The sequence below is a fragment of the Rhodococcus sp. GQ147 genome, assembly GCF_059759155.1.
In genome coordinates this window covers 90,684-116,758 of record NZ_JCAXDU010000007.1, presented here as the reverse complement: position 1 = coordinate 116,758, position 26,075 = coordinate 90,684, and the positions used below count along the sequence as shown (strand labels likewise).

Here is a 26,075-nt window from a genome sequence, read left to right as displayed (position 1 = left end):
GTCAGTCCTCTCCGCGCCGCAGTCGGTCGAGCCACCGCGCATCCTCGTCGTCCGACACGGGTGGGACACCGTGTTCGGACACAGCGGGCCACGATCCGAGGAACCGCACCTGCGCGAAGCGGTGCAATCCCTGCAGCGCCTCGGCGACCAGCGCGTCGTCGATGTGACCCACACAGTCCAAGTGGAAGAAGTAGGTGCCGTATTCCCTGCGGGTCGGCCGGGACTCGATACGCGACAGATCGATTCCGCGCGTGGAGAACTCGGTGATGGCGCGCACCAGCGAGCCGGGCTCGTTGGGGAGTTGCAGCACCACCGAGGTGCGGTCGACACCGGTGCGCTTCGGCACGGGCCGCGGCCGCGTGATGAGCACGAAGCGGGTGCGGGCGCCCTCGAAGTCGGCGACCTTGTCGGCGAGGACGGACAGGCCGAGCCGCTGTCCGGCGAGCGCCGTGGACACCGCCGCGTCGACCTTGCCGGACGCGACGTCCTCGGCGGCTCCCGCGTTGGAGGCCGCGGTCACGACCTCGGCGTCGGGCAGGTGGTCCTCGATCCAGCGACGCACCTGCGCTGCGGCCACCGGATAGGCACCGATAGTGCGGACACGATCGCGGGTGATCCCTTCGCGGGTGACCACCGTGAACGCGATGTCGAGTTCGACCTCGGACACGATCTGCAGGCGCGGCCCGAGCGCGAGGGCGTCCATGGTGGGCGGCACCGAACCCTCGACGGAGCTCTCGATGGGGACGACGGCACCGTCGGCCTTCCCGTCGCGCAGGAGTTGCAGGGCAGCGGGCGGGCTGGCGACCGAGACGCGCTCGACGTCGGCGGATCCGTCGCCGAGCACGTCGAGTGCACCGAGGCTCTCGAAGCGGTCGAGGGCCATCTCGGTGAACGTTCCCGAGGGTCCGAAATAGGCGATACGTGGCACGTGTACGAGGTTACGCATCGGTCGTGACGGGAAGGCGGACTCTGCGTGAACCGCACCCGAGCGGTGGCCCGTGTCAGTCGGTGGTGAGGTCGAGCGCCTCGAGCTCCCGAACGACGGCGTCTGTGTCGTCGACCTCGACGACCAGCAGGATCTCCCGCACCGCCGCGGCGGCCTCCGGTACGAGTCGCCGGAGCCGGGCCACGTCGGGAGTCCCGAGGGCTTCGCGGACGTCGAAACCGCTCAGCGCCGCGACGGTGGCGGAGAGTAGGGCGACGACGTCGTCGGTGCCGGTCGCGCGGGCGGCGTAACCGGTGTCGGCGTGGGCGAGGACGGAGAGGAAGTCGGCGACGGCGTCGCCCCCGCGACCTGCGGTCAGGCCGGGGATGTGACCGGCCTCGGTGAGCGCGCGGGCGGCGTCGGCGAGCGCGGCGTCGGGCACGTGCGGGTAGACGACCAGCGGTGCCGGCGCGGTGATCGCGAGAACGTCCTCGAGGTCCTCGGCCGTGCAGTCGACCTGATACCGGACCGGACGCCACCCGGCGGGCGAGGGGAGTTCGGCCGAGGCGTCGAGCTCGACGACAAGTTCGCGGGTGGGTGATCCGGTGACGGCAGCGGCCGGGACGATCGGCGGGGCGAGCGTGCGGCCGGTCGCGGCGAGGGCGTCGGTGAGGCTGTCGTGCCGGTGTGTGAGCAGCGCGTCGAGCAGTCCGCGGGGCTCGTCGCGGGACGGCGGCATTCCGAGGGGAAGTGGGATCGGCACCGATCCAGGCTACCGATGGACCACTTGCGACCGCGATCACAATGACTTAGGTTTGCCTCACCTACATCGAGAAGGAGGGTTGGCATGCAGACCACCACATCCGTCATCCCCGCGCCGACCACGGCCGAACGCGTACGCACCGCCCTCATCCGCGCCGACACGACGCAGCTCGCGATCGACGGCTGCGGTCCACTCCCCACCTCGGTTCATCATCTCCTCGACGACGGGCAGGTCGCGGTGGTCGTCGCCGAGGACAGCCTCCCCGTCGCACTCGCCTGGCAGTCCGGCAGCGCAGGCATCCCCGCCATGCTCGAGCTCACCGACCACTCCCCGATCGCCCTGCGCAATCCGGTCCGGTCGCTCATCTGGCTCAGCGGCACCCTGCGTCCCGTGGAGCATCCGCGCCGGGTCGCCGCCGAGATCGCGGAGATCCTGCCGCATCCCGAACTCCTCGACGTCGGACACCGCTCCGAACTGCTGTGCCTGACGCTCGACTCCGTCGTCGCCGCCGACACCACCGGGGCCGAGGCCGTCGACGTCGCCGACGTCCTCGACGCCGCTCCCGACCCGTTCGCCGCACTCGAGACCGGGTGGCTCCAGCACCTCGAAGAGGACCACGCCGACATCGTGCGGCAGATCGCGCGACGCATCCCGCCCGCGCACCGCGGCGGACGAATCCGCCCCCTGGGCCTCGACCGCTACGGACTGCGGCTACGCGTCGAGTCCGAAGGCGACGACCACGACGTGCGGATCCCCTTCCACGAACCGGTCGACGATCCCGCCGCCCTGAGCCGCGCGCTGCGCCTGCTCGTCGGCTGCCCCTTCCGAAACGGACTGCCGCCGCGCACCTGAGCGGTACGCGGCGGCAGGGATCATCCGAATGATCAGACCTTCTGCAGGTCGATACCCTTCGTTTCCTTCATGATCAGCGCAGCGATGCCGGTCGCGACGCACAGCACCATGATGTAGACCCCGAAGACCCAGCCGATGTCCCAGCCGGTGAGCAGCTGATTCAGGTAGGGCGCGGTGCCACCGAAGACCGCCACCGAGAAGGAGTAGGCGAAGCCGATGGCCTGGGTACGCAGGCGGGTCGGGAAGCTCTCCGACAGGGTGCACGACAGGATCGCACCAGGGATCGACACGATGAGCAGGGCGAGAGTGGTCGACACGAGCAACGTCCACCCGGCCGACGTGATCATCGACGTCAGCGGGATCTGCAGCGCGAACATGAGGACCGCGAAGCCGCCGAGCATCGGGCGCCGGCCGATCCGGTCGGAGAGCAGACCCCAGAAGGGCAGCGAGACCAGCGCGATGACCTGGGCGATGACGAGCATCCAGTAGGCGGTGTCGGCGTCCATGCCCTTCTGCGTGATCGCGTACGTCGAGACGTACGAGGTCCACGTGTAGTGCGCCGCCGTGACACCCGAGGTCATGCCGATCATCAGCAGGATCGCACGCACGACCACCTTGCGCGGGATGCGCGGTTCGTCGACCCGGGTCTCCTGCTGGTCGAAGACCTCGCTCTCCTCCATGCTGCGTCGCAGGTAGAGGGCGAACAGCGCCAGGAAGAAGCCGAGGAGGAACGGCACGCGCCATCCCCACTCGCCCACGGCGCTCTCGGAGAGCGTCGAGGTGACCGCTCCGCCGATCGTGTACGCGAGCACGGAACCGCCGAAGATCGCGACGAAGGCGACGCTGCCCCACATGCCGCGGCGATGCGGCGGCGCGATCTCGCTGACATACGAGTAGGCGGTCGCCGACTCGCCACCGTGCGCGAAGCCCTGCACCACGCGGGCGAGCAGCAGAAGCACCGACGCCCACACGCCGATCGACGAGTAGGTGGGCATGAGCCCGATGACGAGGCTGCCACCGGCCATCATGAGCATGGTCGTGACGAGCACGAACTTGCGGCCGCGCTTGTCGGCGATGCGGCCGAACACGATGCCACCGAGCGGTCGCATCAGGAATCCGACGGCGAAGACCGCGAGTGTGGACAGCAATGCCGAGACCGGATTGTCGCTGTTGAACATCGCTGCGGCGATGAACGGAGCGAACACAGCGTAGGCGCTCCACTCGTACCACTCGAGGATGTTGCCCACGGAGCTGGCGAGAAGAGACTTCTTCTTCGATGCGAGAGTCACCGAAGTTGTTGCAACAGAATTCTTCTCAGATGTTTCGATGTTCATGTCCCTACTTCCGGGTCGCAGATTCCCCTCGGCCCCCAAGGCCCCTATCCGCACCCGAGCGATCGATCGGTCGGGCGATGTGAAGTGTGATGGGTCACATGGACCGCTGTCAAATTGGACACATCACCGCGAACCGGTGGGGCGCCTCTCCGCGGCGAAAGGACCGGCCACGCAGGGTCCGGCACAATCGCTCCGGTGACGACCCTTCGCGACTGGCTGCGGCCCGCATCCCGCAACCCCGAGCCGCCCCTCGACCCCACCGAGCGCCGCGCGCTGTGGATCGAGATCACCATCGTCCTGCTCGTCACCTTCGGCCTGAGCGGGATCTCGTCGATCCTGTCGCTGGCCGAGGCGGCGCTGGCACCAGAACCGCTGTCGGATCAGACCGTCGCCCTCAACACGCCACGCTCGTCGCAGGGGTTCATCGATCTCGCCCGCCAACTCCTCGGCATCGTGCGCCTGCTCGCCTGGGGTGCCCTCGGCCTGTACCTGCTCTGGCGCAGCGGTGTCGGACCGCGACTCGCGGGCCTCGCCCGACCCGGTCTGCGCCGGGACCTGCTGCCCGGCCTGGGGCTGGCCGCCCTGATCGGACTCCCCGGACTGGTGCTGTACCTGGTGGCGCGGGCCGCCGGCCTGAACCTGACGGTCGCGCCGAGCCTGCTCGAGGACTACTGGTGGCGACTGCCCACCGAGGTGCTGTGGGCGATCGCCAACTCCGGGGCGGAGGAGATCCTGGTCGTCGCCTATCTCCTCACCCGCCTGCGGCAGCTCGGCTGGTCGGAGAATTCGTCGTTGCTCGCCTCCGCCCTGCTGCGCGGCAGCTACCACCTCTACCAGGGCGTCGGCGGCGGGTTCGGCAACGTCGTCATGGGCCTGGTCTTCGGGCGCTACTGGCAGCGCACCGGCCGGTTGTGGCCGCTCGTGATCGCCCACGCACTCATCGACACCATCGCCTTCGTGGGCTACCAAGCACTGAGAGGCCACGTCTCCTGGCTGCCCTGAACGTAGAGTTGTCCGGGTGAACGGCGACCCTCGCGACCCTCGGAACCGGCCGCGGCCTCCGCAGGGACTTCCCCCGCAGGGCCCTCCTGCCCGGCGGGCAGTACCGCCGAACCCGCAGCGCGGGGTGCCACCGCAGCGACGGGGCGCTCCTCCGTCACAGCGTCGCGGCGGCCCCCCGCCGTCCCCAGAGGGCACCCAGGTGCTCCGGCGCGACGGACGACCGCAGTCACCGCAGGCGTGGTCGCAGGCACCCGCCCCGAACTACCGGCCCGCTCCGCGGCAGGACCGGCAGCAACCGCCCCCGCAGCAACGACGCGACTGGGCACCGACGCAGCGACCCGAACGGATCGCCGACCCCGCCCCGAACCGTCGCCCGCCGCGCGGGAACACACCACCGCCCGCACCCCCGCGACGCCCTGCGGCACCGCCTTCACGACCGGGCCCGCCCTCACGACCGGCACCACGCCGCCCGCTCGGTGCCCGGCGCATCCTGCGGCGACTCGCGATCGTCCTGGTGGTGCTCGTCGTCGCGATGGGCGCGAGCATGGTCTACCTCGACGGCACACTCGCGCGCGTCGATGCGCTCGCCGATTACGACGGCCGGGTCGGCGACACCCCCGGCACGAACTGGCTGCTCGTCGGCTCCGACAGCCGCGTGGGCCTCACCCCCGAGCAGGAACAGGAACTCGCGACCGGCGGGGAGGTCGGCGCCGACCGCACCGACACGGTGCTGCTCGTCCACATCCCGCCCGGTGGGGGCGCCACGACGATGATCTCGCTGCCCCGCGATTCCTACGTGAGCGTCCCGGGCTTCGGCCAGGACAAGCTCAACGCGTCGTTCGCGTTGGGCGGACCGCAACTGCTCGTGCAGACGGTCGAGGGCGCCACGGGCGTGCACATCGACCACTACGCCGAGATCGGCTTCGGCGGGTTCGCGTCGATCGTCGACGCGGTCGGCGGGGTCGACATCTGCGTGCCCTATCCGATCGACGACCCCCTCGCCGGACTCAGGCTCGAACCGGGATGCCAGGAGCTCAACGGAGCGCAGGCCCTGGGCTTCGTGCGCACCCGCGCCACCCCGCTCGCCGACCTGGACCGGATGAACAACCAGCGCCTGTTCCTGTCGGCGCTGCTGAGCAAGGCCACCAGTCCCGGCACCTTCCTGAACCCCTTCCGGGCATGGTCGCTGATGTCGGGTGCGGCCGGGTCGCTGCGGGTCGACGACGGCGACCACCTGTGGAACCTCGCACGACTCGCGTGGGCGATGCGCGGCGAGACGGTCACCACGACGGTTCCGGTGGGCGGATTCGACGACGTCTACGGCATCGGCAACGTCTTGCTGTGGGATCGTGAGCGCGCCGTGCCGTTCTTCGGAGCCATCTCGGAGGGCGACCCGATCCCGCCGGAACTGCTCGCTCCGACCCCCTGACGGACGCCGCGAATCGTCGTCGATCTTGGGGAAGGCTGTCCGAATTTTCCGTAGGGTAGCCGATGCTGCGTTGCCCAAGGGTAGCCAAGGCTTGGATGAAAAGCGCGTTGACCTGCACTAACGTCGTGATCATGACGACGATGGGCGACATGACCAAGACCAAGTTCCACACGCTGCTGCACGACCAGATCCGCCACGAGTTCACGGCGTCGCATCAGTACATCGCCATCGCGGTCTTCTACGACAACACCGATCTCCCGCAGCTGGCGAAGCACTTCTACGCGCAGGCCGTCGAGGAGCGCAACCACGCCATGATGATCGTCCAGTACTTCCTGGACCGCGACATGGCCGTCGACCTCACCGGCGTCGACGCGGTGCAGTCGATGTTCGAGGATGCCCGCGAGCCGATCGCGCTGGCCCTCGCCCAGGAGAAGAAGGTCACCGACCAGATCGTCGAGCTCGCCCGCACCGCGCGCGACGAGGGCGACTACCTCGGCGAGCAGTTCATGCAGTGGTTCCTGCAGGAACAGGTCGAGGAGGTTGCGACGATGACGACCCTGTTGACCGTGGCCGACCGTGCCGGTTCCAACCTCTTCAACCTCGAGGACTTCGTGGCCCGCGAGCTCAACTCGAAGGTGCGCGAGCCGCGCGGCAACGCCCCGCTCGCCGCCGGCGGTGCCATCTGATCGTTCCTCCATCCGGGGACAGCCCACCCGGAACGACGAAGGCCACCTCCCGCAGGAGGTGGCCTTCGTGCTGTCGTGAGCGGGTCAGCGCAGGGTGACCTGGCGGCTGCGCAGGCCGTCGCGCGACCGGCGCTCGGCGGCGGTGAGCGGTTCGTCCACGGCGAGGGCCTCGTCGAGGCGCTGCCCGAACTCGATGGTCGGGGTGACCCATTCGTCGGGGTGCTTCTCGCGGTCGAGGTCGAAGACCGGCACCAGCAGACCGTGGGTGCGGAACGAACCAGCGAACCGCGATCCCTCACCGAGGTGCAGACCGCCCGCCGCGTGCACGCGCGACAGCGCCGCCATCAGCGCGTCCTCGTCCTCGGGGCGCACCCAGCGCAGGTGCGCCTTCTCGCCCGGATCGACCCACCACGCGCCGCGGAGACCGTCGCCTTCGAGACGCGCGGACGGCAGCACGGCTTCGTTCGCGTGCTTGACGGTGTGCGCGAGCTCGGCGCTCGGTTCGACACCGGCCGGGATCCACCAGTCGAAGTCGTTGTGGACGGTGATCGCCGGCACGGCTGCCGGGTCGATCAGCTCGGCCAACGGCGGGGTGTCGTCGTCGACACTCGCGACCTGCAGCGACGAGCCCGGCTCGGCCGTGTGCGCCCAGTACAGGGCCGCGGCCAGTTCACCCGCCGGGTCCGGGCCGAAGCCGGTGGCGAGCTGCAGGCCGACGTACGCGACCGGCTCACCGTTCTCCTCGCGGACCAGGGCCGCTACCCCGCCGGGGAGGATGGTCGCACCCACGACGCGACGGCCGTCCTCGGCCGCGGGCAGCTCCGCGAGGGCCGACGGCACGAACTCGCGCAGTGCCACGAGATCGCATTCGAAGGCGAGTCCTTCGAAGGACCGGGACGTCGCGGCGGCCGCTGTTTCCCGCTCGAGTCGGCGCTGCTCGAGCTTCGCGGCGCGGTTGCTGCCGGGCTTGGGTCCGCTGTTTCTCTTGCTCTTCTTGGCCACGGCGTCAAACTACACGGCGACCCGTGTCGCGATGTCGAGGTCGCGGGACCGGGTGAGGGTGCTCACCGATCGAAGGCGGCGTCGAGCTGCAGCTTGGTGCGCCCGGGATGGTTGGTGGCGACCCACTCGACGCCCAGCTCGCGGCACAGTTCGACGTCGGCGGGGTCGTCGACGGTCCAGCAGTAGGTGGCCCGGCCCGACAGCGCAGCCCGGTCGACGAGATCGCGGTGCTCGCGCAGCGTCGCGATCGAGGGACCGACAGCGGTCGCGCCGACGGTGGTCGCGGCACTGCCGCGCAGGTAGCGCGAGGTCTCCCCCAGCAACACGGTGGGCAGCAGCGGCGCGGCCCGGCGGATGCGCCAGACGGCCCCCGCCGCGAACGACATCACCACCACCCGGGAGAAATCGGCCGATGCCGGGGTCGCGAGACCGAAGCGGGCCAGTTCGGCGAGCAGTTTGCTCTCCACGAGACCGCCGTAGCGGACGGGATGCTTGGTCTCGACGAAGACCTTCACCGGGACACTCGTGAAGTCCATGACGAGTTCGAGCAGTTGCCGCAGCGTGAGCAGGTCGGCGGGCTCGCCGGGGCGTCCGTAGTCGTACTGCGCGAGCTCGTCGAGGGTCATCTCGCTGACGACACCGGTGCCGTTCGACGTCCGGTCGATCGTGCGGTCGTGCACGCACACGAGGTGACCGTCGCGGGTGAGCCGCACGTCGCATTCGACGCCGTCGGCGCCTTCCTTCAACGCGAGTTCGTAGGCACCGATCGTGTGTTCCGGGAGCGCGGCGGACGCACCGCGATGCGCGACGACCCGGGGATGCGCGCTGCGGGTCACGGCGCCACCGCCTCGGCGCGCTCCTCGTCGTCCGCTCGTTCGCCGGCCGGCTTCTCCGGAGCGTCGTCCTGGTCCTCGCGGGCCTCTTCCCGTTCGCGCACGGCGGCGGGGACGATGGGCGCGATCGGCGACGAGGCCGGACCGGTCGCATGAGTGAAGCGGCGACGACGCAGCGGCCGTCCCCACAGATCGGCGTCGTCGAACAGACGCAGGACGTGCAGGGTCGACAGCGCGACGACCGCCCCGAGCGCCGCGAGGACGGCGGTGAGCAGGACGCCGTCGGCGCGGGCCTGCAGGGTGTCGCGCTGGCGCCACGCGAGCAGCGCCACCATGAGCACGCCGTTGACCACCCACAGCACCCACCAGGTGCGGATCGCGCGGAGCAACCGCGGGTCGCGGTCGGCGATCTCGGTGAGGAAGACACCGGGCATCGCGAGGTTGAGGCCCGGAACGACCAGCCCCGCGAGGATGGACAGCGGCGACCGCGACTCGGCGAGACCACGCTCGGCGTAGATGCGCCGGCGCAGGTCGATCAACCGCAACCCGGATGCGACCGCCGCGGCCAGCGCCACGACCGGCCCGACCACCTGGGTCGCCCACACCGCGGCGTCCGACACCGCGAGCACGAGCGGGTCGACGAGACGGGTGCGGTTGTACAGCAACACTCCGTACCGGACGGCCTCGGCGACCGCCGCGAGACCGAAGACGACGGCGGTGCCGACGAGCAGCGTCGGTGCGAGGTCGGCGGCGGTCTCGGCGCGATCCGGTTCGACGTCCTCGTCCGGGAGCGGATCGAGCAGTCCCCAGCGGGGCATCTCGCGATAGGACGGGGTCTCGGCCGACGGACGCCCGCGCGGAGGCGACGCCGGTTCGGTCGTCGGAGGGCCACCCGCCGGCCGCGCGACCCAGCGGAAGTTGCGGCGCGACGGAGGAACCGATCCGTCGGGGGCGACGGGTGAGAGCAGCACACCGCGGCAGGCCGGGCACCACTGCCGCGGCTGATAGGTCACCGGCCAGCGATTCTCACAGCGCACACAGATCTGATAGGCCGACATCAATAGATCTTTGCCGGTTCGTCGCGCTCGGAGACGAGCGGGAGTCCGTGCTTCTGCCACGCCACCATGCCGCCGGCGACCTGGAAGGTGTCGTACCCGATGCGGGCCAGGTACTCGACCGCTCCGAGAGAGCGGCCGCCCTGCCTGCAGATCACGTAGATCTCGGCGTCGGGGTCGAGTTCCTCGATGCGGGCGGGCACGTCGGCGAGCGGAATGTGCAGCGCGCCGGGGGCGTGTCCGAGTTCCCATTCGTCGTCCTCGCGGACGTCGAGGAGGACGACCTCGTCGCCGAGTTCGGGTACCAGGTCGACCGACACGGTGGGCACGTCGGAAAAGCTCACGTCTCAATAGTGGCACGCGGCGTGAACGGATGTGGGTGTGGTCGTACCGATCTTGTTGCGCAGGTGGGGCCGGTGGGTCCTCCACAACACTCCCCATCAACCCCATCCGCTGGAGTTATCCACAGTTTCCACAGGTTCATCAACAGGTCTATCCACGCATGGGGAATCACACTCGAGACATCTCACAGTGGACAGGCGCCCGCCGATCCCCCGTGCGGGTTCCGGCGCTGAAATGATCGAGTCATGGAATTACGCATCTTCACCGAACCCCAGCAGGGCGCCACCTACGACGACCTCCTCGCCGTCGCGCAGACCGCGGAACGACTCGGCTACGGCGCGTTCTTCCGCTCCGACCACTATCTGGCCATGAACGCCGAGGGCCTGCCCGGACCGACGGACGCATGGATCACCCTGGCCGGTCTCGCCCGCGACACGTCGACGATCCGCCTCGGCACGCTCGTCACCTCGGCGACCTTCCGGTACCCCGGCCCGCTCGCGATCTCCGTCGCGCAGGTCGACGCCATGAGTGGCGGACGCGTCGACTTCGGCTTCGGAGCCGGCTGGTTCGAGGAGGAGCACCTCGCCTACGGCATCCCCTTCCCCACGCTGAAGGAGCGGTTCGACCGCTTCGAGGAGTCCCTCGCGGTCATCACCGGCCTGTGGGACACCCCTGAGGGCGAGACGTTCTCGTACGAGGGCGAGCACGTGCGGATCGAGAACTCCCCGGCGCTGCCGAAGCCGTACCAGCGTCCCCACCCGCCGATCGTCATGGGCGGCGCGGGCAAGAAGCGCACGCCGGCACTGGCGGCGCGCTACGCCGACGAGTTCAACGTGCCGTTCAAGTCGCTGGACGAGACGAAGGTTCTGTTCGAGCGGGTGCGCTCGGCCTGCCGGGACGCCGGACGCGACCCCGAGGAACTGACCTACTCGAACGCACTCGTGCTGTGCTGCGGCCGGGACGAGGACGAGATCGCGCGTCGCGCGGCACGGATCGGCCGTGAGGTCGACGAACTGCGGGAGAACGGACTCGCGGGTACCCCGCAGGAGTTGATCGAGAAGATCCGCACCTTCGCCGAGGCGGGGACACAGCGCATCTACCTGCAGGTCCTCGATCTCGCCGATCTCGAGCACCTCGAACTGGTGGCGGACGAGGTCATGCCCGCCGTCGCGGATCTCTGACGCGCCTCCAGTGGGTCAGTGGCTGCTGGTGGAGCCGAGGAACGCTTCGATGTCCCGGCTCCACTCGCGGCTGCGCCGCACCTCGAGACGCCAGTGCGCGAGGGCGAACAGGCCGGTCGCGGCGGCGGACGAGAACGTCCACAGCGACACCCCGGACAGCACGGCGGTGAACTTCGCGGCGGAACTGGTCAGCGGGGCCTGCGTGTATTCGCCGGTGCTCGCGTCGACCCAGACCGGCACCTCGCTGCCCGCGGTCGCGAGGCTGTCGACCTGGACGAGAGCGTGACGCGTCTCGTCGCCCCAACCCCAGGTCGCGGGGGCCGAGGAGATCTTCACGGTCTCGCCCCATCCGGCGGAGTCGCTCAGGGCGTCGGCGTCGAGGACGGCCGTGACGCTGACGCGTTCGGCATTCTGCTTCTCGGAGAGTTCGAGCTGGGAGCTCCACATGGTGGCGGACACCCACACCGCGACGGGGATCAGGAGCGCCATCACGGCGATCATGAGGGTGAAGCAGCGCGCCTCGAGCTTGTCAGTGCGACGCACGAGCGGGTCCCGCCTGCGCAGACTTCGCCGTGTGCGCCGCAGATACCCCGCTCTGGTCGTCATGTCGGCAAGCCGTCCCTTTCCCCCTCTGGAATGATCCCTTTTTCCAGGATGCGTCCGCTTTCGGGGAAGTTCAAGGAACGCCAACGCATCTCACACTCGCGCTGCGAGCGGAGATGTGGTGCGCGACACCGTCGGCCCCTGAGGCCCGACGCTCTTTCAGGCGCCGAGGCCCACCGGGCAACTCACGCCTGTGGCGTGGACGGGGCAGTAGCCGTTGGGGTTCTTCGCGAGGTACTGCTGGTGGTAGTCCTCCGCGTAGTAGAACTGCGTGAGCGGGGCGATCTCCGTGGTGATCTGCCCGTATCCGGCGTCGGCCAGTCGCTTGCCGAACGCTTCGGCCGTGGCCTCGGCGACCTCGATCTGCGTCTCGTCGTGGGTGTAGATCGCCGAGCGGTACTGGGTGCCGTGGTCGTTGCCCTGCCGCATGCCCTGGGTGGGGTCGTGGTTCTCCCAGAACTGCTGCAGGATGTGTTCGTAGCCGATCACCTTCGGGTCGAAGACGACGAGCACCACCTCGGTGTGCCCGGTCCGGCCGGAACACACCTCCTCGTAGGTGGGGTTGGGCGTGTAGCCGCCGGAATAGCCGACCGCGGTCGAGTAGACGCCGTCGAGTTGCCAGAACTCCTTCTCGGCGCCCCAGAAGCAACCCATGCCGACGACTGCGGCCTGCAGGCCCTCGGGGAAGGGGGGAACGATGCGGTTGCCGTTGACGTAGTGGGTCTCGGGGACGGGCAGCGGTTCGGCGCGACCGGGGAGCGCGTCCTCGCGCGTCACCATCTGCGACTTCGAACCTGCACGGGCGAGGATCTCGTCGAACCAGGACATGACCCGATGCTACGCGCGGGTCGGAGCGGCAGTCCGTTCGTCGGAAGCGACCTGCTTCGGCGCGAGCCAGCGGCTCTTGATCCAGTGCGCAGCCGGTACCTCGACGCTGCGGTACAGCACCTCGGCGACGAGACCGCAGCCGATCAGTAGCAGCACGATCGCCGCGGTCGTGCCGACGAGGCCCACGGTGTTCTCGTAGATCCGGTACATCACGAGGGTGTGGGTCAGGTAGATGCAGTAGCTGCGGGTCGCGACCCAGGAGACGACGGTCGAGCGCGCGAGGCGCCCGTCGTACCGCGCGACCAGCACGACCGCCGCGAAGACCACCGTCACCGTCCACAGATAGCGGCTGCCCGACCAGTAGACGTTGATGTCCGTGGCCATCACGATCACCGCGATCTGCGCGAACATCGCCGCCAGCAGGGCGCGCAGCGAGATCAGTCCGGCCCAGCCGAAGTACACGATCTGCCCGAGGAACAGGGTCGGCAGCGTCGACGCGATCTTCGACAGGAACGGCACCGTGTACGGCTCGGGCACGTACAGGTTGTAGAGGAGCACCAGCATGCACAGCACGGCGCCGAGCATCGGCACCGCCACCGGCGCCGTCCGTAGCAGCGACCGTCCCGCCACGCACCACAGATAGAACGAGATCTGCGCGGCGAGCGTCCACACAACGCCGAGCACGATCACCTGCGGTTTCAGGAAGAACGCACCGAGGAAGAAGGACAGGAACGCCTCGGAGACCGACACCGTGGTGTGGCCGCTGAAGGTGCCGTTGATGCCGAGCCACACGAGCACGACCGCGGCGAGGATCGCCACCCAGAACGCCGGCAGGAGCCGCGCGGCCCGGGCGATGAGGAACTTCCGTCGGTCCTGGCGGATCGCGGACCGGGTGACGAGCATGCCCGTGAGCATCATGAACGCCGTCACCCCGACGGACGACAGGTGCTGGTTGAGACCGGCGCCCTTGACGAGCACCTCGTAGGTGAGGTCGATGCCCCACCAGCCCGTCCCGAGGTCGTCGATCAGGTAGAAGGCGATGTGGGAGTAGAGCACGGCCGCGACCGCGACGAACCGGACGACATCGACGCCCGGCAGATCCACACGCGGTGCATCGGCCCCGCGTGTCGGTTCGTTCAGGAAGGGCCGAAACACGCGCCAATGTTAAGGTCCCGTTCACGCAGCTGTTGCCGATGGTCCCGTTCTCCGGCTGTTCCCGCTGGTGAGGGCCGTTTCCGGAGGCAGGGACGGTTTCGGGTGCTCTCCGACACAGTCGGGGTCCGATCGTGTCCGCATTACGGCCAATGTTGCGGACGGTGTAGTTATGGACTTGGGTGGAAACCCGAAAAGGTACGGAATAACTGCACGGGCCGGACGGCCCGGTGAAGAAGGGACCCTTCGTGGCTGAATACACACTTCCGGACTTGCCCTACGACTACGCAGCGCTCGAGCCGCACATCTCGGCGAAGATCATGGAGCTGCACCACTCGAAGCACCACGCCACCTACGTCGCCGGTGCGAACACCGCTCTCGAGAAGCTGGCCGAGGCCCGCGAGAACGGCACCATGGCGGCCCAGGCGACCAAGCTCGAGAAGGACCTCGCCTTCCACCTGGGTGGTCACACCAACCACTCCGTCTTCTGGAACAACCTCTCCCCCGAGGGTGGCGACAAGCCCGAGGGTGAGCTCGCTGCTGCGATCGACGACGCCTTCGGCTCGTTCGACAAGTTCCGCGATCACTTCTCCGCGAACGCGAACTCCATCCAGGGCTCCGGCTGGTCGATCCTCGCCTGGGATTCGATCGGACAGCGTCTGATCATCGTCCAGCTGTACGACCAGCAGGGCAACATCCCGATCGGCCTGACCCCGCTGCTCATGCTCGACATGTGGGAGCACGCCTTCTACCTGCAGTACCAGAACGTCAAGGCCGATTACGTCAAGGCCTTCTGGAACATCGTCAACTGGGCCGACGTGCAGGCTCGCTTCGAGCGCGCTCGCACCGCCACCTCGGGCCTGATCGTCTAGTACGGATCGGTCACAGGTCGCGAGACCGACAGCGAGGGCGCCGGGAGACCGGCGCCCTTCGTCGTCTCCGGGCCTGGTCTTTTCCATCCGCTACAGGAATCGCCATCCGCCGCAGCGAATTGCTGTAGCCGATGGCAAAAGGTGTAGCGGAAGTGCTGGCACTCGACACCTCTTGTGTGCCAACGGAGAAAACGGGCATTCTCCCCTTACCGACCGAGAGGGAGGAGTGGGATGAACGCCGAGGAACACAGCCGCATCGAGCTGTCCGCATTCCAGTCCGCCGGTTCGCTTCGAGGCTTCGTCGTCTCGGGCAGATGGCCCGCGACCACCCGTGAATGGGCCCAGGTGCTGGCGATGACGGTGCGGATCGCGTCACTGCCGGGACTGTTGCCCACCTCGACGGTGTTCGGGGTCAAGGAAGAGCTGCCCGACGACCCCGAGCCCGGAACCGTGGGCCTCGTGGTCGCCGAGGGTCCGGTGCTCGGCGAGCGTGCCGTGCAGCCCGGGCGGTTCGCCGAACATCAGCCGCCGGCGCTGATCATGCTGCATCCACCATCGGAGACGACGCCGTCACTACCGGAGAATGCCGGCGCCGCCTCGGGCTGCGTGCTGCTCCCCGGCATCCCACATCTCGGGCTCGAGCATCGCGCCGCGTGGGTCGAGGCCGAACCGGATGGGACGGTGACGGCGCTGGTCAGCAAGGTGGGAGTGGATCCGGTCAACGACCCTGACACCGCGATTCTGGCCATGCTGCTCGCTTCGTGAGGGCGCCCTGAAAACGGAAGTTCGGTTCTCCGAAAGTTAGCATTGCCTTTACAGAATTCGGTTCGCCGGGCTAACGTTGTCGTCGGCGAAGGGGAGTAGCCCCCAATCGCAGGGTCGACATACTGGCGGCGCCCGACAACGGCACTGCCCGGCCCCGCGGACCGGATCATCCTCCGGTGGGCGAGACCTTCGGCCGCTGGTCGCACCGTGCGTCCGGCGTCCGGAGGAAGCCCCGTTTCCTCCATACGAAAGGAGGAAACGCGTATGTGGTCCGCGCTCGTCCTGTCCTTCGCAGTCATCTTCGTCGCCGAACTCGGCGACAAATCCCAGCTCATGGCGATGACCTTCGCCCTGCGGTATCGCTGGTGGGTCGTCCTCTCGGGGATCCTGTTCGCGACCACCGCGGTTCACCTCGTGTCGGTCGCCGTCGGGCACTATCTGGGTGTCGCGATCCCCGCGACCGCCATCTCCATCGTCGGCGGCATCGCCTTCCTGATCTTCGGCGCGTGGACGCTGCGCGGCGACTCCCTCGACGACGACGAGCAGTCCAAGGCCGGACGCGTGGCGCGCTCCGCCTTCCTCGCCGTGACCTCCGCGTTCCTCCTCGCCGAGCTCGGCGACAAGACGATGCTCGCGACCATCACGCTCGCGACCGACAACAACTGGGCCGGGGTGTGGATCGGGTCCACCGTCGGCATGGTCGCCGCCGACGCGCTGGCCATCGTCATCGGTGCCGTGCTCGGCCGGCACCTTCCCGACAACGCCATCCGTTACGGCGCCGCCGCGTTGTTCTTCGGCTTCGGCGCGTGGATGCTCGGCGACGGGCTGTTCCCGGAGACCGGTGCCGTGGGACCGATCGCCGGCGCGGTGGCCCTGCTGCTGTCCGTCGCCGCGATGGTGGTCGTACGCCGCCGCTCCCGCCGTGTCGCCGAGGACGATTCCCCGGCCTTCATGCGTTCCTGATCACCCTTCCGAACAGTGTCTTTCCGCTTCGGACAGGAGTATGCTTGCCGATAGGCAAATAAATTCGGAGGTGGTTCCATGTCTGAACTCACGGACAGCACCCCTCGATCCGAAACTCCTCCGTTCGACGCGGAAGACGTCCACCGTCTGCGTATCGCGATCGGACGGATCTCCCGCCGCATGGGCATGTTCGCCTCGGAGGAAGGGCTGACGCGTTCGCAGTCGACTCTCCTCACGACCGTCGCCCGCCACGAGACGATCGGAGTCCGCGAACTCGCGGAGATCGAAGGGCTCAACCCCACCATGTGTTCGCGCATGGTGGGCAAACTCGAAGACGCCGGGTTGCTCACCCGGTCCCCCGACGCCGACGACAAGCGCGTCGTCCGCGTCCACATCACTCCCGCCGGTGCCGCACTGTCGGCAGAACTGCGCGGCCGCCGCACCGCCCTGTTCGCCCGTCACCTCGCCGAACTGAACGACCGGCACCTCGAAGCTCTGCACGACGCACTGCCCGCCCTGGAGGCACTCTCGCAGCGCGTCGCCGATTCACCGCGCCCCTCCGCCGAGGGGGGTCGCCCGTGACGATGCTCGCCGACCTCAGAGGACAGACCTTCGCGGCCCTGCGCGGCCCCAACTTCCGCCTCTACATCAGCGGCCAGGCCGTCTCGCTCATCGGCACGTGGATGCAGACGGTCGCGCAGTCGTGGCTCGTCCTGCAGCTCACCGGCTCCGCGACCGCCATCGGCATCGTGCTCGCGCTGCAGACCGTGCCGATGCTGCTGCTCGGTCCCTATGGCGGGGTGGTCGCCGACCGTTCCGACAAGCGCCGGCTCATGATCGGGTTGCAGACCCTCATGGGTGTGCAGGCCCTGATCCTGGGGCTGCTCGTCGTCACCGACACCATCGCCCTGTGGCACGTCTACGTCCTGGCGGTCGCGCTCGGCCTCAACCAGTGTTTCGAGAACCCCGCGCGACAGTCGTTCATGCTCGAACTCGTCGGCCCGGAGGACCTGCGCAACGCCGTGAGCCTGCAGTCGGTCCTCGCCTCGTGCTCGCGCATGATCGGCCCGGCCGTCGCCGGCCTGGTCATCGCCGCAGGCGGCCTCGGCGTGTGCTTCCTACTCAATGCTGCGAGCTTCGTCGCCGTCGTCACCTCGCTGCTGCGACTCGACGTCTCCCGGCTTCAGCGCTCCCCCGCCGCCGCCCGCGCCAAGGGACAGCTGCGCGAGGGCTTCGCCTACGTCCGCCGCACGTCCGACCTGGCCGTCCCGCTGCTGATGATGGCGCTCGTCGGATGTCTGGCCTTCGAGTTCCAGGTGGTCCTGCCGGTCCTGGCCGACCACACCTTCGCAGCCGGTGCCGGGGCCTACGGCTTCCTCACCGCCGCGATGGGCGCGGGATCGGTCGTGGGTGGGCTCGCCGTCGCCACCTGGGGCCGCACCGGGACCAGGCCGCTGATCCTCACCTCCCTCGCGTTCGGCATCGCCATGGCGGTCGCCGCCGCGGCCCCGAACCTGACCACGCTCATCGTGCTCATGGTGATCGTCGGTGCACTGAGCGTGACGTTCACATCCACCACCAACAGTTCGCTGCAGCTCGCCTCCGCGCCGACGATGCGCGGACGGGTGATGGCCCTGTGGTCGGTCGCCTTCCTCGGTTCCACGGCCATCGGCGGTCCCATCGCCGGATGGGTGTGCGAGCAGTGGGGTGGTCGGGCCGGACTGCTGCTCGGTGCCGTCGCGTGTCTCGTGGCCGCGGCGATGGGAGTCGTCGCACTGCGCCGCCGGACCGCGACCCCCGCGGAACCCGCGGCCGTCACCGGTTAGGGTTCGTGACGAACGACACTCACACGGGACAGGAGATACGAACAGTGGAGATTCAGGGATCCGCGGCACTGGTGACCGGTGCCGCTTCCGGTCTCGGCGCCGCAACCGCACGCCGCCTCGCCGACGCCGGAGCGACCGTCTTCGGCCTCGACCTGCAGCAGTCCATCGACCGCGTCGGCGATGCCGCACCCGCGGGTGTCACGCTCCTCGCCACCGATGTGACCAGCGGCGACGAAGTGCAGGCTGCCGTCGACCGCATCGTCGAGTCCGGTGTTCCGCTGCGCATCGTCGTCAACTGCGCCGGTGTCGGCTGGGCCGGCCGCATCCTGTCGAAGAACGGCCCGCACGACCTCGAGCTGTTCCGCACGGTCATCACCGTCAACCTGCTCGGCACCTTCAACGTCATGCGCCTCGCGGCCGACGCGATCTCCAAGACCGAGACGGTCGACGAGTCGGGTCAGCGCGGCGTCATCATCAACACCGCCTCGGTGGCGGCGTTCGAGGGCCAGATCGGCCAGATCGCGTACTCCGCGTCGAAGGGTGGCGTGCACGGCATGACCGTCCCCGCCGCACGCGACCTCGCGCAGTTCGGCATCCGCGTCAACACCATCGCCCCCGGCATCGTCGACACCCCGATGCTCGCCGGTGTCACCGAGGAGTACCGCAAGGGCCTCGAGGCCGGTGTGCCGTTCCCGTCGCGGCTCGCCCAGCCTGCCGAGTATGCGCAGCTCGCGCAGATGATCGTCGAGCACGACTACCTCAACGGCGAGACCATCCGCATGGACGGTGCGCTGCGCATGGCGCCGCGGTAATCACGTCCCTTCCGTGCGCGTTTCCGGTGGTTCCGGCCACCGGGAACGCGCACGTGCGTTAGACCGGTCCCATGCGGATCGTTCTCGCCGTGGTGCTCGTCGTCGCGCTCGTCGGCGTCGCCGGCTGGGCGTTGCAACGACGCCTGATCTACCTGCCCGACAGCTCTGCTCCCCCGTCCGCCGCGACCGTCCTGCCCGGCGCCGAGGACGTTGTGCTCACCACCGCCGACGGTCTCGAGCTCGACGCCTGGTTCGTGCCCGGTCGCGCTCCCGACGGACCCGGAGCCGGCTTCACCGTCCTCCTCGCCCCCGGTAACGGCGGCAACCGCCTCGGCCGCGTCGACACCGCCGCCGACCTCGCCGCGGCGGGTTTCTCGACGCTCCTGTTCGACTACCGCGGGTACGGCGGCAATCCCGGCTCCCCCACCGAGGAGGGTCTCGCCGCCGACGCCCGCGCGGCGCTCGGCTATCTCCGTTCGCGCGACGACGTCGACCCCACCCGGCTGCTGTACTTCGGAGAGAGCCTCGGCTGCGCCGTGGTCACCGCGCTCGCCGTCGACAACCCTCCCGCCGCGATGCTGCTGCGCTCGCCGTTCACCGATCTCGCCGCCGTGGCCCGGCACCACTATCCGTTCGTCCCCGCCGCGGCACTGAAGGACGAGTTCCCCGTCGCCGATCTCGTCGGCCGCATCGACGTGCCGATCACGGTCGTCTACGGCACCGCCGACAGCATCGTCCCGCCCGCCCAGAGCGCGGCGGTCGCCGATGCCGCCCGGCAGTTGCACGAGCGGGTCGAGCTCGGCGGTCTCGAACACAACGATCCACCGATGTTCGGCGCGCCTGTGGTGGACGCCCTGATCCGGCTCAGAGCAGGCCTGTGAGTCTCACGGATCCGTCGAATCTCACCAGGTCGGGGTCGGGTTGCATCTTCGCGGCCGAACCGTGCAGGTACAGGCCGCCGACGACGAACGACGACGAGTCGCGGATCGGGACAGCCGGCGCAGCTCGGCGTCCGGAGCCGCCCCGGGGCACGTGTGCCGGCATCAGCTTGCCGCCGGAACCATGCACGGGGCACGACCTGCGCTACAGGTCCTCGATGAACGGGATGTCCAGCACCGCGCGATCACTCATCCACTCGCGCAGGACCTTCGTGGCGATCACGTCGTCCTCGTTGTACTCGAGCAACCGCACACGCTGCGCCGGATCGGGCTCGCCCGCCATGCCCACGGCCTCGCGGTACCAGCTCATCGACGCCTCACCCCCGGCCTCGGCGTCGCGCCAGTGATGCCCCGCGATCGGCGCGATCTTCTTGAGCCCCTTGCCGTTCGGGCACACGAACTGGTCGGTGACGGCCTGGAAGATGTCGACCCACTCGTTCGAACCGATGAACGCCTTGACCTCCGCGAGTTCCGGCACACCCGGGAAACCGTGGAACCGGCGCGCCGACGACAACAACCACTTGTCCTCCGCCGACCGCGAATAGCAGTAGGCCGCAAAGGTCTTCCCGCGACGTTCGGCCGCGCGCCGCTGGTCCGACAGCCAGCGCCAGAACTCGGCGAACGAGCGTGCCTCGTCGTCGGTCGGCACGGGCTCCCACGTCGCGAACGGGATGTACTCCGAGGACGATCCCGAATTGAGGAGCGTGCCCCACAGATAGGCGCCGTGCTCGTGGTAACTCTCCATGTCGATGTCGACCTCGACGTCGGCGCGGTGGACGTGCACGTGCCGGTAGCGACGCACGAGCGGCACACCGGCGATCCACGCCCGCGCCGTGACGATCGCGTCCTCGAACGAACCCTGCGGCCACGCCTCGGGTTCCTCCCCTTCCCACCGGGCGAGACCGTCGATGGTGTGCACCTCGAGTTCGCGCAGCACGACGGCACGCTGCCCCGGCGCGACCAGCGACACATCCCGGGTGACGGTGAGTTCGGCGCGGCAGCGGTCCCACCACGGGCAGGTCTTGCACTCGCCGATCTGCGACGGCGCCGTCGGAGCCAGACCCCGCGCAACCTCCAGACGGTCCGCCAGGCGGGCGTCGTAGTCGTCGAGGATCTGGTCGAGATCGTGCACGAGGATGCAGTCGCCGCCGTAGCCGATCGCCCCGGCGACCTTCGCGGGGCTCGCGAGTCCGTGACGCTCGAGCATCCGGTACAGGTGCGCGAGGCGCATCTGGTCGCGCACCTGACTGCGCACCTTGCGGGTCTCGTCGACGGCGGGTGCCCACGCGAACAGATCGGTGGTGAGCGCGCCGCGTCCGGGATCGGTGACCTTGTGGTTGACGACGATCACCGGGATGTAGCCGCCGTGTTCGGCGTCGCGCAGCAGGATCTCCGACCGGCCGCGGCGTCCGGTGTCGGGTTCGCTCGGCAGCACCGCACCCCAGATGCGGTCGGCGCCCGCGCGGCACGCGTCGAGTGTGCGCTCGGCGCGCTGCGACATCGGTCCTTCGGGGGCGACGCGCGCCCACCCGTCCGGGTCGGCGTCGAACAGCTTCTGGCGGATCGCCTCGCGATGCGCAGCCGCCGCCTCCTGGCGTTGCCGCGCACCCGGATTCTCGGGTGCACCTGCGAGTTCGTCGGGGAAGGTGGCGTCGAGATAGACCCGGTGGCGGCACCTCGTCAGCGCAGCGGCCTCGAGGGAGACGGCTGTGCGCTGTGACACTCCGCGTGGGGGCCGCGGTAGTTCTCCGGTTGCGTCCACGACATTCCAGGGTATTCCCTGCACAGGCGACGGCTCGCAGCAGCACCGTCACGTTAGGCTGACGCGGGGCGCCGGAGCGTCGTGTCGTACCGAATGGAGGGTGCTGTTCGATGGGGTTGTTCACACGGAAGCGTCGCGCGACTCGCAGGGCGGAAGCGAAGGCGCTGAGGACCAAGGCGAAGCTCGAGGCCAGGCTGGTCGCGAAGAATCGGCTCGAGAACGACCGGCGGGCAGCGAAGGCCCAGGCGAAGATCGACAAGAAGCTCGCGAAGTCGCAGGTCAAGCTCGACCAGGAACTCGCGAGGTCGCAGGCCAAGGTCGAGAAGGAACAGATCGCGACCCTCAAGGCACAGAAGAAGGCCGCCGAGAATCAGGGCCTCACCGCAGCGAAGGTGCGCCGCTATCTCGGCGTCGCGCGTCTGCTCGCGCCGGTGCTCGTCCCGATCGTCTACCAGGCCGTGACGGCGCTGCGCGGTCAGCTCGACTCGCGTCGCGCGCAGCAGCTCGGGGTGCCGATCGAGGAACTGGGTTCATTCACCGGTCACGGTGCCCGGCTCAGTGCCCGCATCGCGGGTGCGGAGCAGTCGCTCGCGAAGGTCGAGCAGCGCAACCCCAAGGACGCGGAGACGCAGAAGTTCGCCACGGCGACCCGCGAACGCCTCACCGATCTGACCGCCGCCGTGCAGACGGCCGAGCAGATGCCGGCCGCGCGCCGGAAGTCGGCGCACGCGGCGATCTCGTCGGAACTCGACGGCATCGAAGCGGATCTTCTCGCACGCCTCGGCGTGCGCTGACACGGCTGCACATCAGGAACGAGCACGACCGACAGTGACCAGGTACCCGACCGTTCTCGGCACCACCGCGGGCATCGCCACCGCGGTGCTGGCGGTGGCCGCCCACGGCTCCGCCGGCGGTGGTGTGCCGACGGGACCGGTCGCGGTACTGCTGGTCGCGGTCGCGGCGATCGTCGGGATCCTCGGCGCGCACCAGCCGTCGCTGTCCCCGCTCGTGCTGCTCGCCGGTGGGCAGGCGGCCACGCACGTCGCGCTCACCGTGCTGGTGCCCGGCCACGAGCACCTGTCGGTGTCCATGCTGGGCGCCCACACGCTGGCCGTGGCGGTGTGCGCGGTGTTGCTCAGCGCCGCGGCCCACGTGTACGCGGCGTGCGGCACCGCGCTGCGGGTCGTGCTGCTGCGCGGGCCGCGGGTCGCCGCCCCCGCCGTGCTCGCCCCGACCTCGTCGACCGGCCGACTGGTGTGGGGACGTGCACCCCCGGCCATCTCGCGGAGAGGACCACCGCTCGCCACGGCTGTGCTGTGACGATCGATCCTCCAACCACGAGAAAGACCACATATGTTCGAGTTCTCCCGTCGCGCCCTCGTGGGCGCGACTGCAACCGCTGCGCTGATGGTCGCGGGCGCCGGCATCGCTTCGGCCCACGTCACCGTCGTCGCACCCGGAGCCGAGCAGGGCGGCTACACCGTCCTGACCTTCCGGGTCCCCACCGAGTCCGAGACCGCCGGCACGACGGCACTCACCGTCGAGCTTCCGGGCCTGCGCTCGGCGCGCACCGAGCCGCTGCCCGGCTGGACGGCGACCGTCGAGAAGGATCCCGAGTCGCAGCTCGCGACCTCCGTGACGTGGACCGCCGAGCCGGACGTGCAGGTCGGGCCGGGGCAGTTCCAGCAGTTCGTCCTGTCCGTCGGGCCGCTGCCCGAGGAGGACCAGGTCGCCTTCCCCGCAATCCAGACCTACAGCGACGGCGAGGTCGTGGCGTGGGACGAGATCACGACCGGCGACGAGGAGCCCGAGCGTCCCGCCCCCAGCCTGACGCTCGCGGCGAGCAGCGGCGACGGGCACGGCAGCAGCGGCGACGCGCACGTCACCGACACCGGGCAGACCGCTGCGGCGTCGGAGGGCACGACGACCGACAGCACCGCGCGTTGGCTCGGCGGTATCGGTCTGGTGCTCGGCGCGCTCGGTGCCGCACTCGGTCTCGGCGCCGTGATCCGGGGGCGGCGGGCATGAAGCGCATCCTCGTTCTCCTCACCGCGCTGATCGCGGCGCTGACCCTGTCCGTCGGTTCCGCGGCCGCCCACTCGGTGGTGCTGTCGAGCTCGCCCGAGGACGGCGAGCAGATCGCCGAGGCACCCGATCGGGTGACCGTGACGTTCAACGAGAACCTGCAGGAGCAGTTCGCGGCCCTGACCGTCGTCGGGCCGGACGGCAACCTGTGGTCGAAGAGCGACCCGATCATCGAGGGTGCGAACGCATCCGTCGAACTCGACGGTCTCGGCCCCGTGGGCGAGTACACGATCGCCTACCGGGTGACCTCCGCCGACGGGCATCCCGTCAGCGGAACCCGCACCTTCACGCTCACCCAGGAGGGAACCGGCACGCCCGGCGAGGCGGCGTCCGGTGACACCGCGACCGGTGAGACCGGCGCGGAGTCGGGCGAGAGCGACAGCAGCGGACCTGCCGTGTGGTGGTTCGTCGTCGCAGGTGTCGTCGTGGTCGCCGCAGGTCTCGCCTTCGCGCTGCGCAAGCCGAAGGCCTGACCGGCATGATCCCGGAACGCCGGCAGTGGCTCGTCGTGGCCGCTGCCGGCGTTGCCTTCGGAACCGTCGCGGGCATCGCCGTGGCCGGTTCCCTCGCCCTGCCCGCCCCCTCGAGTTCGGTACGGGCGATCGGGCTGTGCGCCGGCTCGACCGTGCTCGGGCTCGCGGTCCTGGCCGTCATGGTGCAGCGGCAACGCCGTCCCGCGGTCCCCTCCGACACGCTGTGGCGGACGATCGCCGCGCTCGGCGGTGTCTGGCTCGTGCTCGCGAGCGTCGACCTCGCCTGGGCCGCGTCCACCGCGGCCGACGTTCCCGCCACAGATTTGGACGTGGGGCGGTTCGGCCAGTTCGTCGGCACCACCACGGGCCGCGTGGATGCGGCGGCATGGGTGTGCATCGCCGCGATCGTCGTCGTCGCCGCGGTGGCGTACCGCCGGTCGGCGGGGTGGTCCACCCTCCCGGTGCTCGTGGCCGCGGCGCTCGCGTTGATCGCCCGCCCGGTCACCGGCCACATGGCGCAGCAACCGCTGGGATCGCTGCTCAACGCCGTGCACGTGCTCGCGGCCGCGGTGTGGTTCGGGGTGCTCGTGGCGCTGGCCGTCACCGTGCGGGGCCGCGGAGGATGGGCGGAACTGCTGCCGCGCTATTCGCAGCTGGCCCTTCGGTGCGTCGTGGCGTTGGTGATCACGGGGGTGGTCGACGCGGCGGTGCGGCTCGGTTCGGTCTCCGCGCTGCTGGGCACGGGCTACGGACGCGTCGTGCTCGCGAAGGCGATCGTGCTGTGCGCCCTGCTGGGGCTCGCGTGGAACTGGCGGCGCAACTGGCTCCCCGCAGCCTCGGCGCACCGCCTGCCGGAGGAGGAGTCGCTGCGCAACGCCGTCCTCGAGGTGTGCGCGATGTCGGTGGCGCTCGGGCTCGCGGCCGGGCTCGCAACGACCGGCTGAACCGTCACAAGGACGCCGCGCGTTCCAGGTCCTGCACGAACGAGCGGAACATGTCGTCGCGCTGCGATTTCGCCCGCAGCACCGCCGACGGGTGCACGGTGACGACCACCGCCGGATCGCACGACCCGCACAGCTCCTCGGGCAGGTGCAGGACCTCCCCGCGGTGCTGCGTGAGCTTGAAGTCCTTACCGAGCAGCGACTGCGCGGCCGTGGCTCCGAGGCACACCACCACGTCGGGGCGGACGGCGTCGAGTTCGGCCTCGAGCCACGGCCGGCACGCCGCGACCTGCCCACCCGACGGTTTCTTGTGGATGCGTCTGCGGCCGTTGGCGGACCGGTCGAAGCGGAAATGCTTGACCGCGTTGGTCACGTACACCGCCCCGCGATCGATACCCGCGCGTTCGAGGGCCTTGTCGAACAGGTGCCCTGCGGGCCCGACGAACGGTTCTCCCGCGAGGTCCTCCTCGTTGCCCGGTTGTTCGCCGACGAACAGCATGCGTGCGTCGCGCACCCCTGCCCCGAAGACCGTCCGCTCGGCCGCCTTGTAGAGATCGCATCCCCGGCATCCCGCGGATGCGGCGGCGAGTTCGGCGAGGTCGCGGCTGTCGGGTACGTACTCCTGCGCGCCGGGATAGGTCACCATGGCTG

The 26,075-nt window shown here is 69.5% G+C and carries 30 protein-coding genes; 17 read left to right on the top strand and 13 right to left on the bottom strand.

Features of this window, described 5'->3' with window-relative positions:
• Position 1 precedes the first annotated feature (1 nt).
• Positions 2-928 (bottom strand): prephenate dehydratase, encoded by a 927-nt coding sequence (gene pheA / locus AC6CID_RS10580; protein WP_064060562.1) that lies wholly within the window; start codon positions 926-928, stop codon positions 2-4.
• A gap of 73 nt (positions 929-1,001) precedes the next feature.
• The gene (locus AC6CID_RS10575) at positions 1,002-1,664 is read right to left on the bottom strand and encodes a hypothetical protein (protein ID WP_019290373.1); all 663 of its coding nucleotides are present in this window, start codon (positions 1,662-1,664) and stop codon (positions 1,002-1,004) included.
• Positions 1,665-1,772: 108 nt separating this feature from the next.
• Here AC6CID_RS10575 and AC6CID_RS10570 point away from each other — a divergent pair, with 108 nt between their 5' ends.
• Positions 1,773-2,540: a DUF2470 domain-containing protein gene (locus AC6CID_RS10570; protein WP_064060563.1), complete on the top strand. Its 768-nt coding sequence runs from the start codon at positions 1,773-1,775 to the stop codon at positions 2,538-2,540.
• Positions 2,541-2,572: 32 nt separating this feature from the next.
• On the opposite strand, the gene AC6CID_RS10565 is transcribed toward AC6CID_RS10570, so the two are convergent.
• The gene (locus tag AC6CID_RS10565) at positions 2,573-3,874 is read right to left on the bottom strand and encodes an MFS transporter (RefSeq protein ID WP_037217341.1); all 1,302 of its coding nucleotides are present in this window, start codon (positions 3,872-3,874) and stop codon (positions 2,573-2,575) included.
• Between the two features lie 195 nt (positions 3,875-4,069).
• On the opposite strand from AC6CID_RS10565, the gene AC6CID_RS10560 reads away from it, so the two are divergent.
• The 3 genes from AC6CID_RS10560 (at position 4,070) to AC6CID_RS10550 (ending at position 6,991) form a co-directional block, all read left to right on the top strand.
• A complete protein-coding gene (locus tag AC6CID_RS10560; protein WP_006553406.1) occupies positions 4,070-4,876 on the top strand; it encodes a CPBP family intramembrane glutamic endopeptidase in 807 nt (268 codons plus the stop codon).
• A 199-nt stretch (positions 4,877-5,075) separates the two neighbouring features.
• Entirely contained in the window at positions 5,076-6,305 is a 1,230-nt protein-coding gene (locus AC6CID_RS10555; RefSeq protein WP_232512453.1) for an LCP family protein, read from the top strand.
• Positions 6,306-6,445: 140 nt separating this feature from the next.
• Positions 6,446-6,991: a ferritin gene (locus AC6CID_RS10550; RefSeq protein WP_229568520.1), complete on the top strand. Its 546-nt coding sequence runs from the start codon at positions 6,446-6,448 to the stop codon at positions 6,989-6,991.
• Between the two features lie 84 nt (positions 6,992-7,075).
• Here the strand turns inward: AC6CID_RS10550 and AC6CID_RS10545 are convergent, their stop codons facing one another.
• The 4 genes from AC6CID_RS10545 to AC6CID_RS10530 form a co-directional block, all read right to left on the bottom strand.
• A complete protein-coding gene (locus AC6CID_RS10545) occupies positions 7,076-7,993 on the bottom strand; it encodes a DUF5926 family protein (protein WP_498353927.1) in 918 nt (305 codons plus the stop codon).
• Between the two features lie 62 nt (positions 7,994-8,055).
• Positions 8,056-8,829 carry a glycerophosphodiester phosphodiesterase gene (locus tag AC6CID_RS10540; protein ID WP_016694581.1) on the bottom strand — a complete coding sequence of 258 codons (774 nt, stop codon included), beginning with the start codon at positions 8,827-8,829 and terminating at the stop codon, positions 8,056-8,058.
• Positions 8,826-9,884, bottom strand: a complete 1,059-nt coding sequence (locus tag AC6CID_RS10535) for a DUF4328 domain-containing protein (RefSeq protein WP_498353926.1) — start codon at positions 9,882-9,884, stop codon at positions 8,826-8,828. Before AC6CID_RS10535 ends, AC6CID_RS10540 begins: the two co-directional genes overlap by 4 nt.
• Positions 9,884-10,210, bottom strand: coding sequence for a rhodanese-like domain-containing protein (locus tag AC6CID_RS10530; RefSeq protein ID WP_059382076.1), 327 nt, complete (start codon positions 10,208-10,210; stop codon positions 9,884-9,886). Before AC6CID_RS10530 ends, AC6CID_RS10535 begins: the two co-directional genes overlap by 1 nt.
• Positions 10,211-10,468: 258 nt before the next feature.
• On the opposite strand from AC6CID_RS10530, the gene AC6CID_RS10525 reads away from it, so the two are divergent.
• The gene (locus AC6CID_RS10525) at positions 10,469-11,404 is read left to right on the top strand and encodes an LLM class F420-dependent oxidoreductase (protein ID WP_159417036.1); all 936 of its coding nucleotides are present in this window, start codon (positions 10,469-10,471) and stop codon (positions 11,402-11,404) included.
• A gap of 15 nt (positions 11,405-11,419) precedes the next feature.
• Here the strand turns inward: AC6CID_RS10525 and AC6CID_RS10520 are convergent, their stop codons facing one another.
• From AC6CID_RS10520 to AC6CID_RS10510, 3 genes are all read right to left on the bottom strand, one after another.
• Positions 11,420-12,010 (bottom strand): Rv1733c family protein, encoded by a 591-nt coding sequence (locus AC6CID_RS10520; RefSeq protein WP_225623686.1) that lies wholly within the window; start codon positions 12,008-12,010, stop codon positions 11,420-11,422.
• A 156-nt stretch (positions 12,011-12,166) separates the two neighbouring features.
• Positions 12,167-12,835, bottom strand: a complete 669-nt coding sequence (gene msrA, locus AC6CID_RS10515) for a peptide-methionine (S)-S-oxide reductase MsrA (protein ID WP_006553397.1) — start codon at positions 12,833-12,835, stop codon at positions 12,167-12,169.
• 9 nt (positions 12,836-12,844) lie between these two features.
• A complete protein-coding gene (locus tag AC6CID_RS10510) occupies positions 12,845-13,939 on the bottom strand; it encodes an acyltransferase family protein (RefSeq protein ID WP_120281032.1) in 1,095 nt (364 codons plus the stop codon).
• A 296-nt stretch (positions 13,940-14,235) separates the two neighbouring features.
• Here AC6CID_RS10510 and AC6CID_RS10505 point away from each other — a divergent pair, with 296 nt between their 5' ends.
• The 7 genes from AC6CID_RS10505 (at position 14,236) to AC6CID_RS10475 (ending at position 20,106) form a co-directional block, all read left to right on the top strand.
• Positions 14,236-14,859 (top strand): superoxide dismutase, encoded by a 624-nt coding sequence (locus tag AC6CID_RS10505; protein WP_006553395.1) that lies wholly within the window; start codon positions 14,236-14,238, stop codon positions 14,857-14,859.
• A gap of 231 nt (positions 14,860-15,090) precedes the next feature.
• Entirely contained in the window at positions 15,091-15,624 is a 534-nt protein-coding gene (locus tag AC6CID_RS10500) for a peptidase (protein WP_498353925.1), read from the top strand.
• A gap of 264 nt (positions 15,625-15,888) precedes the next feature.
• Complete coding sequence (locus AC6CID_RS10495; protein WP_159417037.1) at positions 15,889-16,587, top strand: TMEM165/GDT1 family protein; 699 nt, start codon at positions 15,889-15,891, stop codon at positions 16,585-16,587.
• Between the two features lie 78 nt (positions 16,588-16,665).
• Positions 16,666-17,169, top strand: coding sequence for a MarR family winged helix-turn-helix transcriptional regulator (locus tag AC6CID_RS10490; protein WP_174246955.1), 504 nt, complete (start codon positions 16,666-16,668; stop codon positions 17,167-17,169).
• Complete coding sequence (locus tag AC6CID_RS10485; RefSeq protein ID WP_174246956.1) at positions 17,166-18,413, top strand: MFS transporter; 1,248 nt, start codon at positions 17,166-17,168, stop codon at positions 18,411-18,413. The genes AC6CID_RS10490 and AC6CID_RS10485 overlap by 4 nt, the downstream gene beginning before the upstream one ends.
• 44 nt (positions 18,414-18,457) lie before the next feature.
• On the top strand, positions 18,458-19,225 hold the full coding sequence (locus tag AC6CID_RS10480; protein WP_120281029.1) for an SDR family NAD(P)-dependent oxidoreductase: 768 nt from the start codon (positions 18,458-18,460) through the stop codon (positions 19,223-19,225).
• A gap of 71 nt (positions 19,226-19,296) precedes the next feature.
• Entirely contained in the window at positions 19,297-20,106 is an 810-nt protein-coding gene (locus AC6CID_RS10475; protein WP_159417038.1) for an alpha/beta hydrolase, read from the top strand.
• Here AC6CID_RS10475 and AC6CID_RS10470 read toward each other — a convergent pair.
• Complete coding sequence (locus AC6CID_RS10470) at positions 20,090-20,293, bottom strand: hypothetical protein (protein WP_225623685.1); 204 nt, start codon at positions 20,291-20,293, stop codon at positions 20,090-20,092. The two genes, AC6CID_RS10475 and AC6CID_RS10470, sit on opposite strands and share 17 nt — an antisense overlap.
• A 15-nt stretch (positions 20,294-20,308) precedes the next feature.
• On the bottom strand, positions 20,309-21,886 hold the full coding sequence (locus tag AC6CID_RS10465; RefSeq protein WP_498353953.1) for a TM0106 family RecB-like putative nuclease: 1,578 nt from the start codon (positions 21,884-21,886) through the stop codon (positions 20,309-20,311).
• Between the two features lie 149 nt (positions 21,887-22,035).
• Between AC6CID_RS10465 and AC6CID_RS10460 the strand changes: the two genes are divergently transcribed.
• Genes AC6CID_RS10460 through AC6CID_RS10440 form a run of 5 tightly spaced genes read left to right on the top strand, consistent with a single transcriptional unit; the run spans position 22,036 to position 25,427 of the window.
• The gene (locus AC6CID_RS10460; RefSeq protein WP_106200837.1) at positions 22,036-22,719 is read left to right on the top strand and encodes a DUF6474 family protein; all 684 of its coding nucleotides are present in this window, start codon (positions 22,036-22,038) and stop codon (positions 22,717-22,719) included.
• 34 nt (positions 22,720-22,753) lie between these two features.
• Positions 22,754-23,245: a hypothetical protein gene (locus AC6CID_RS10455; protein WP_120281026.1), complete on the top strand. Its 492-nt coding sequence runs from the start codon at positions 22,754-22,756 to the stop codon at positions 23,243-23,245.
• Positions 23,246-23,278: 33 nt separating this feature from the next.
• Complete coding sequence (locus AC6CID_RS10450) at positions 23,279-23,953, top strand: YcnI family copper-binding membrane protein (protein ID WP_498353924.1); 675 nt, start codon at positions 23,279-23,281, stop codon at positions 23,951-23,953.
• Positions 23,950-24,483 (top strand): copper resistance CopC family protein, encoded by a 534-nt coding sequence (locus AC6CID_RS10445; protein WP_006553373.1) that lies wholly within the window; start codon positions 23,950-23,952, stop codon positions 24,481-24,483. Before AC6CID_RS10450 ends, AC6CID_RS10445 begins: the two co-directional genes overlap by 4 nt.
• 5 nt (positions 24,484-24,488) lie before the next feature.
• Complete coding sequence (locus tag AC6CID_RS10440; RefSeq protein WP_230789581.1) at positions 24,489-25,427, top strand: CopD family protein; 939 nt, start codon at positions 24,489-24,491, stop codon at positions 25,425-25,427.
• Between the two features lie 4 nt (positions 25,428-25,431).
• On the opposite strand, the gene AC6CID_RS10435 is transcribed toward AC6CID_RS10440, so the two are convergent.
• Positions 25,432-26,070 (bottom strand): UdgX family uracil-DNA binding protein, encoded by a 639-nt coding sequence (locus tag AC6CID_RS10435; RefSeq protein WP_230789578.1) that lies wholly within the window; start codon positions 26,068-26,070, stop codon positions 25,432-25,434.
• Positions 26,071-26,075: the final 5 nt, after the last annotated feature.

Excerpts from the sequence above, each read along its gene's own strand:
- AC6CID_RS10575 (WP_019290373.1), bottom strand. The coding sequence starts at position 1,664 with ATGCCGCCGTCCCGCGACGAGCCCCGCGGACTGCTCGACGCGCTGCTC.
- AC6CID_RS10525 (WP_159417036.1), top strand. The coding sequence starts at position 10,469 with ATGGAATTACGCATCTTCACCGAACCCCAGCAGGGCGCCACCTACGAC.
- AC6CID_RS10565 (WP_037217341.1), bottom strand. The coding sequence starts at position 3,874 with ATGAACATCGAAACATCTGAGAAGAATTCTGTTGCAACAACTTCGGTG.
- msrA (WP_006553397.1), bottom strand. The coding sequence starts at position 12,835 with ATGTCCTGGTTCGACGAGATCCTCGCCCGTGCAGGTTCGAAGTCGCAG.
- AC6CID_RS10520 (WP_225623686.1), bottom strand. The coding sequence starts at position 12,010 with ATGACGACCAGAGCGGGGTATCTGCGGCGCACACGGCGAAGTCTGCGC.
- AC6CID_RS10490 (WP_174246955.1), top strand. The coding sequence starts at position 16,666 with ATGTCTGAACTCACGGACAGCACCCCTCGATCCGAAACTCCTCCGTTC.
- AC6CID_RS10440 (WP_230789581.1), top strand. The coding sequence starts at position 24,489 with ATGATCCCGGAACGCCGGCAGTGGCTCGTCGTGGCCGCTGCCGGCGTT.
- AC6CID_RS10495 (WP_159417037.1), top strand. The coding sequence starts at position 15,889 with ATGTGGTCCGCGCTCGTCCTGTCCTTCGCAGTCATCTTCGTCGCCGAA.
- AC6CID_RS10475 (WP_159417038.1), top strand. The coding sequence starts at position 19,297 with ATGCGGATCGTTCTCGCCGTGGTGCTCGTCGTCGCGCTCGTCGGCGTC.
- AC6CID_RS10535 (WP_498353926.1), bottom strand. The coding sequence starts at position 9,884 with ATGTCGGCCTATCAGATCTGTGTGCGCTGTGAGAATCGCTGGCCGGTG.
- AC6CID_RS10450 (WP_498353924.1), top strand. The coding sequence starts at position 23,279 with ATGTTCGAGTTCTCCCGTCGCGCCCTCGTGGGCGCGACTGCAACCGCT.
- AC6CID_RS10445 (WP_006553373.1), top strand. The coding sequence starts at position 23,950 with ATGAAGCGCATCCTCGTTCTCCTCACCGCGCTGATCGCGGCGCTGACC.
- AC6CID_RS10570 (WP_064060563.1), top strand. The coding sequence starts at position 1,773 with ATGCAGACCACCACATCCGTCATCCCCGCGCCGACCACGGCCGAACGC.
- AC6CID_RS10550 (WP_229568520.1), top strand. The coding sequence starts at position 6,446 with ATGGGCGACATGACCAAGACCAAGTTCCACACGCTGCTGCACGACCAG.
- AC6CID_RS10435 (WP_230789578.1), bottom strand. The coding sequence starts at position 26,070 with ATGGTGACCTATCCCGGCGCGCAGGAGTACGTACCCGACAGCCGCGAC.
- AC6CID_RS10500 (WP_498353925.1), top strand. The coding sequence starts at position 15,091 with ATGAACGCCGAGGAACACAGCCGCATCGAGCTGTCCGCATTCCAGTCC.
- AC6CID_RS10460 (WP_106200837.1), top strand. The coding sequence starts at position 22,036 with ATGGGGTTGTTCACACGGAAGCGTCGCGCGACTCGCAGGGCGGAAGCG.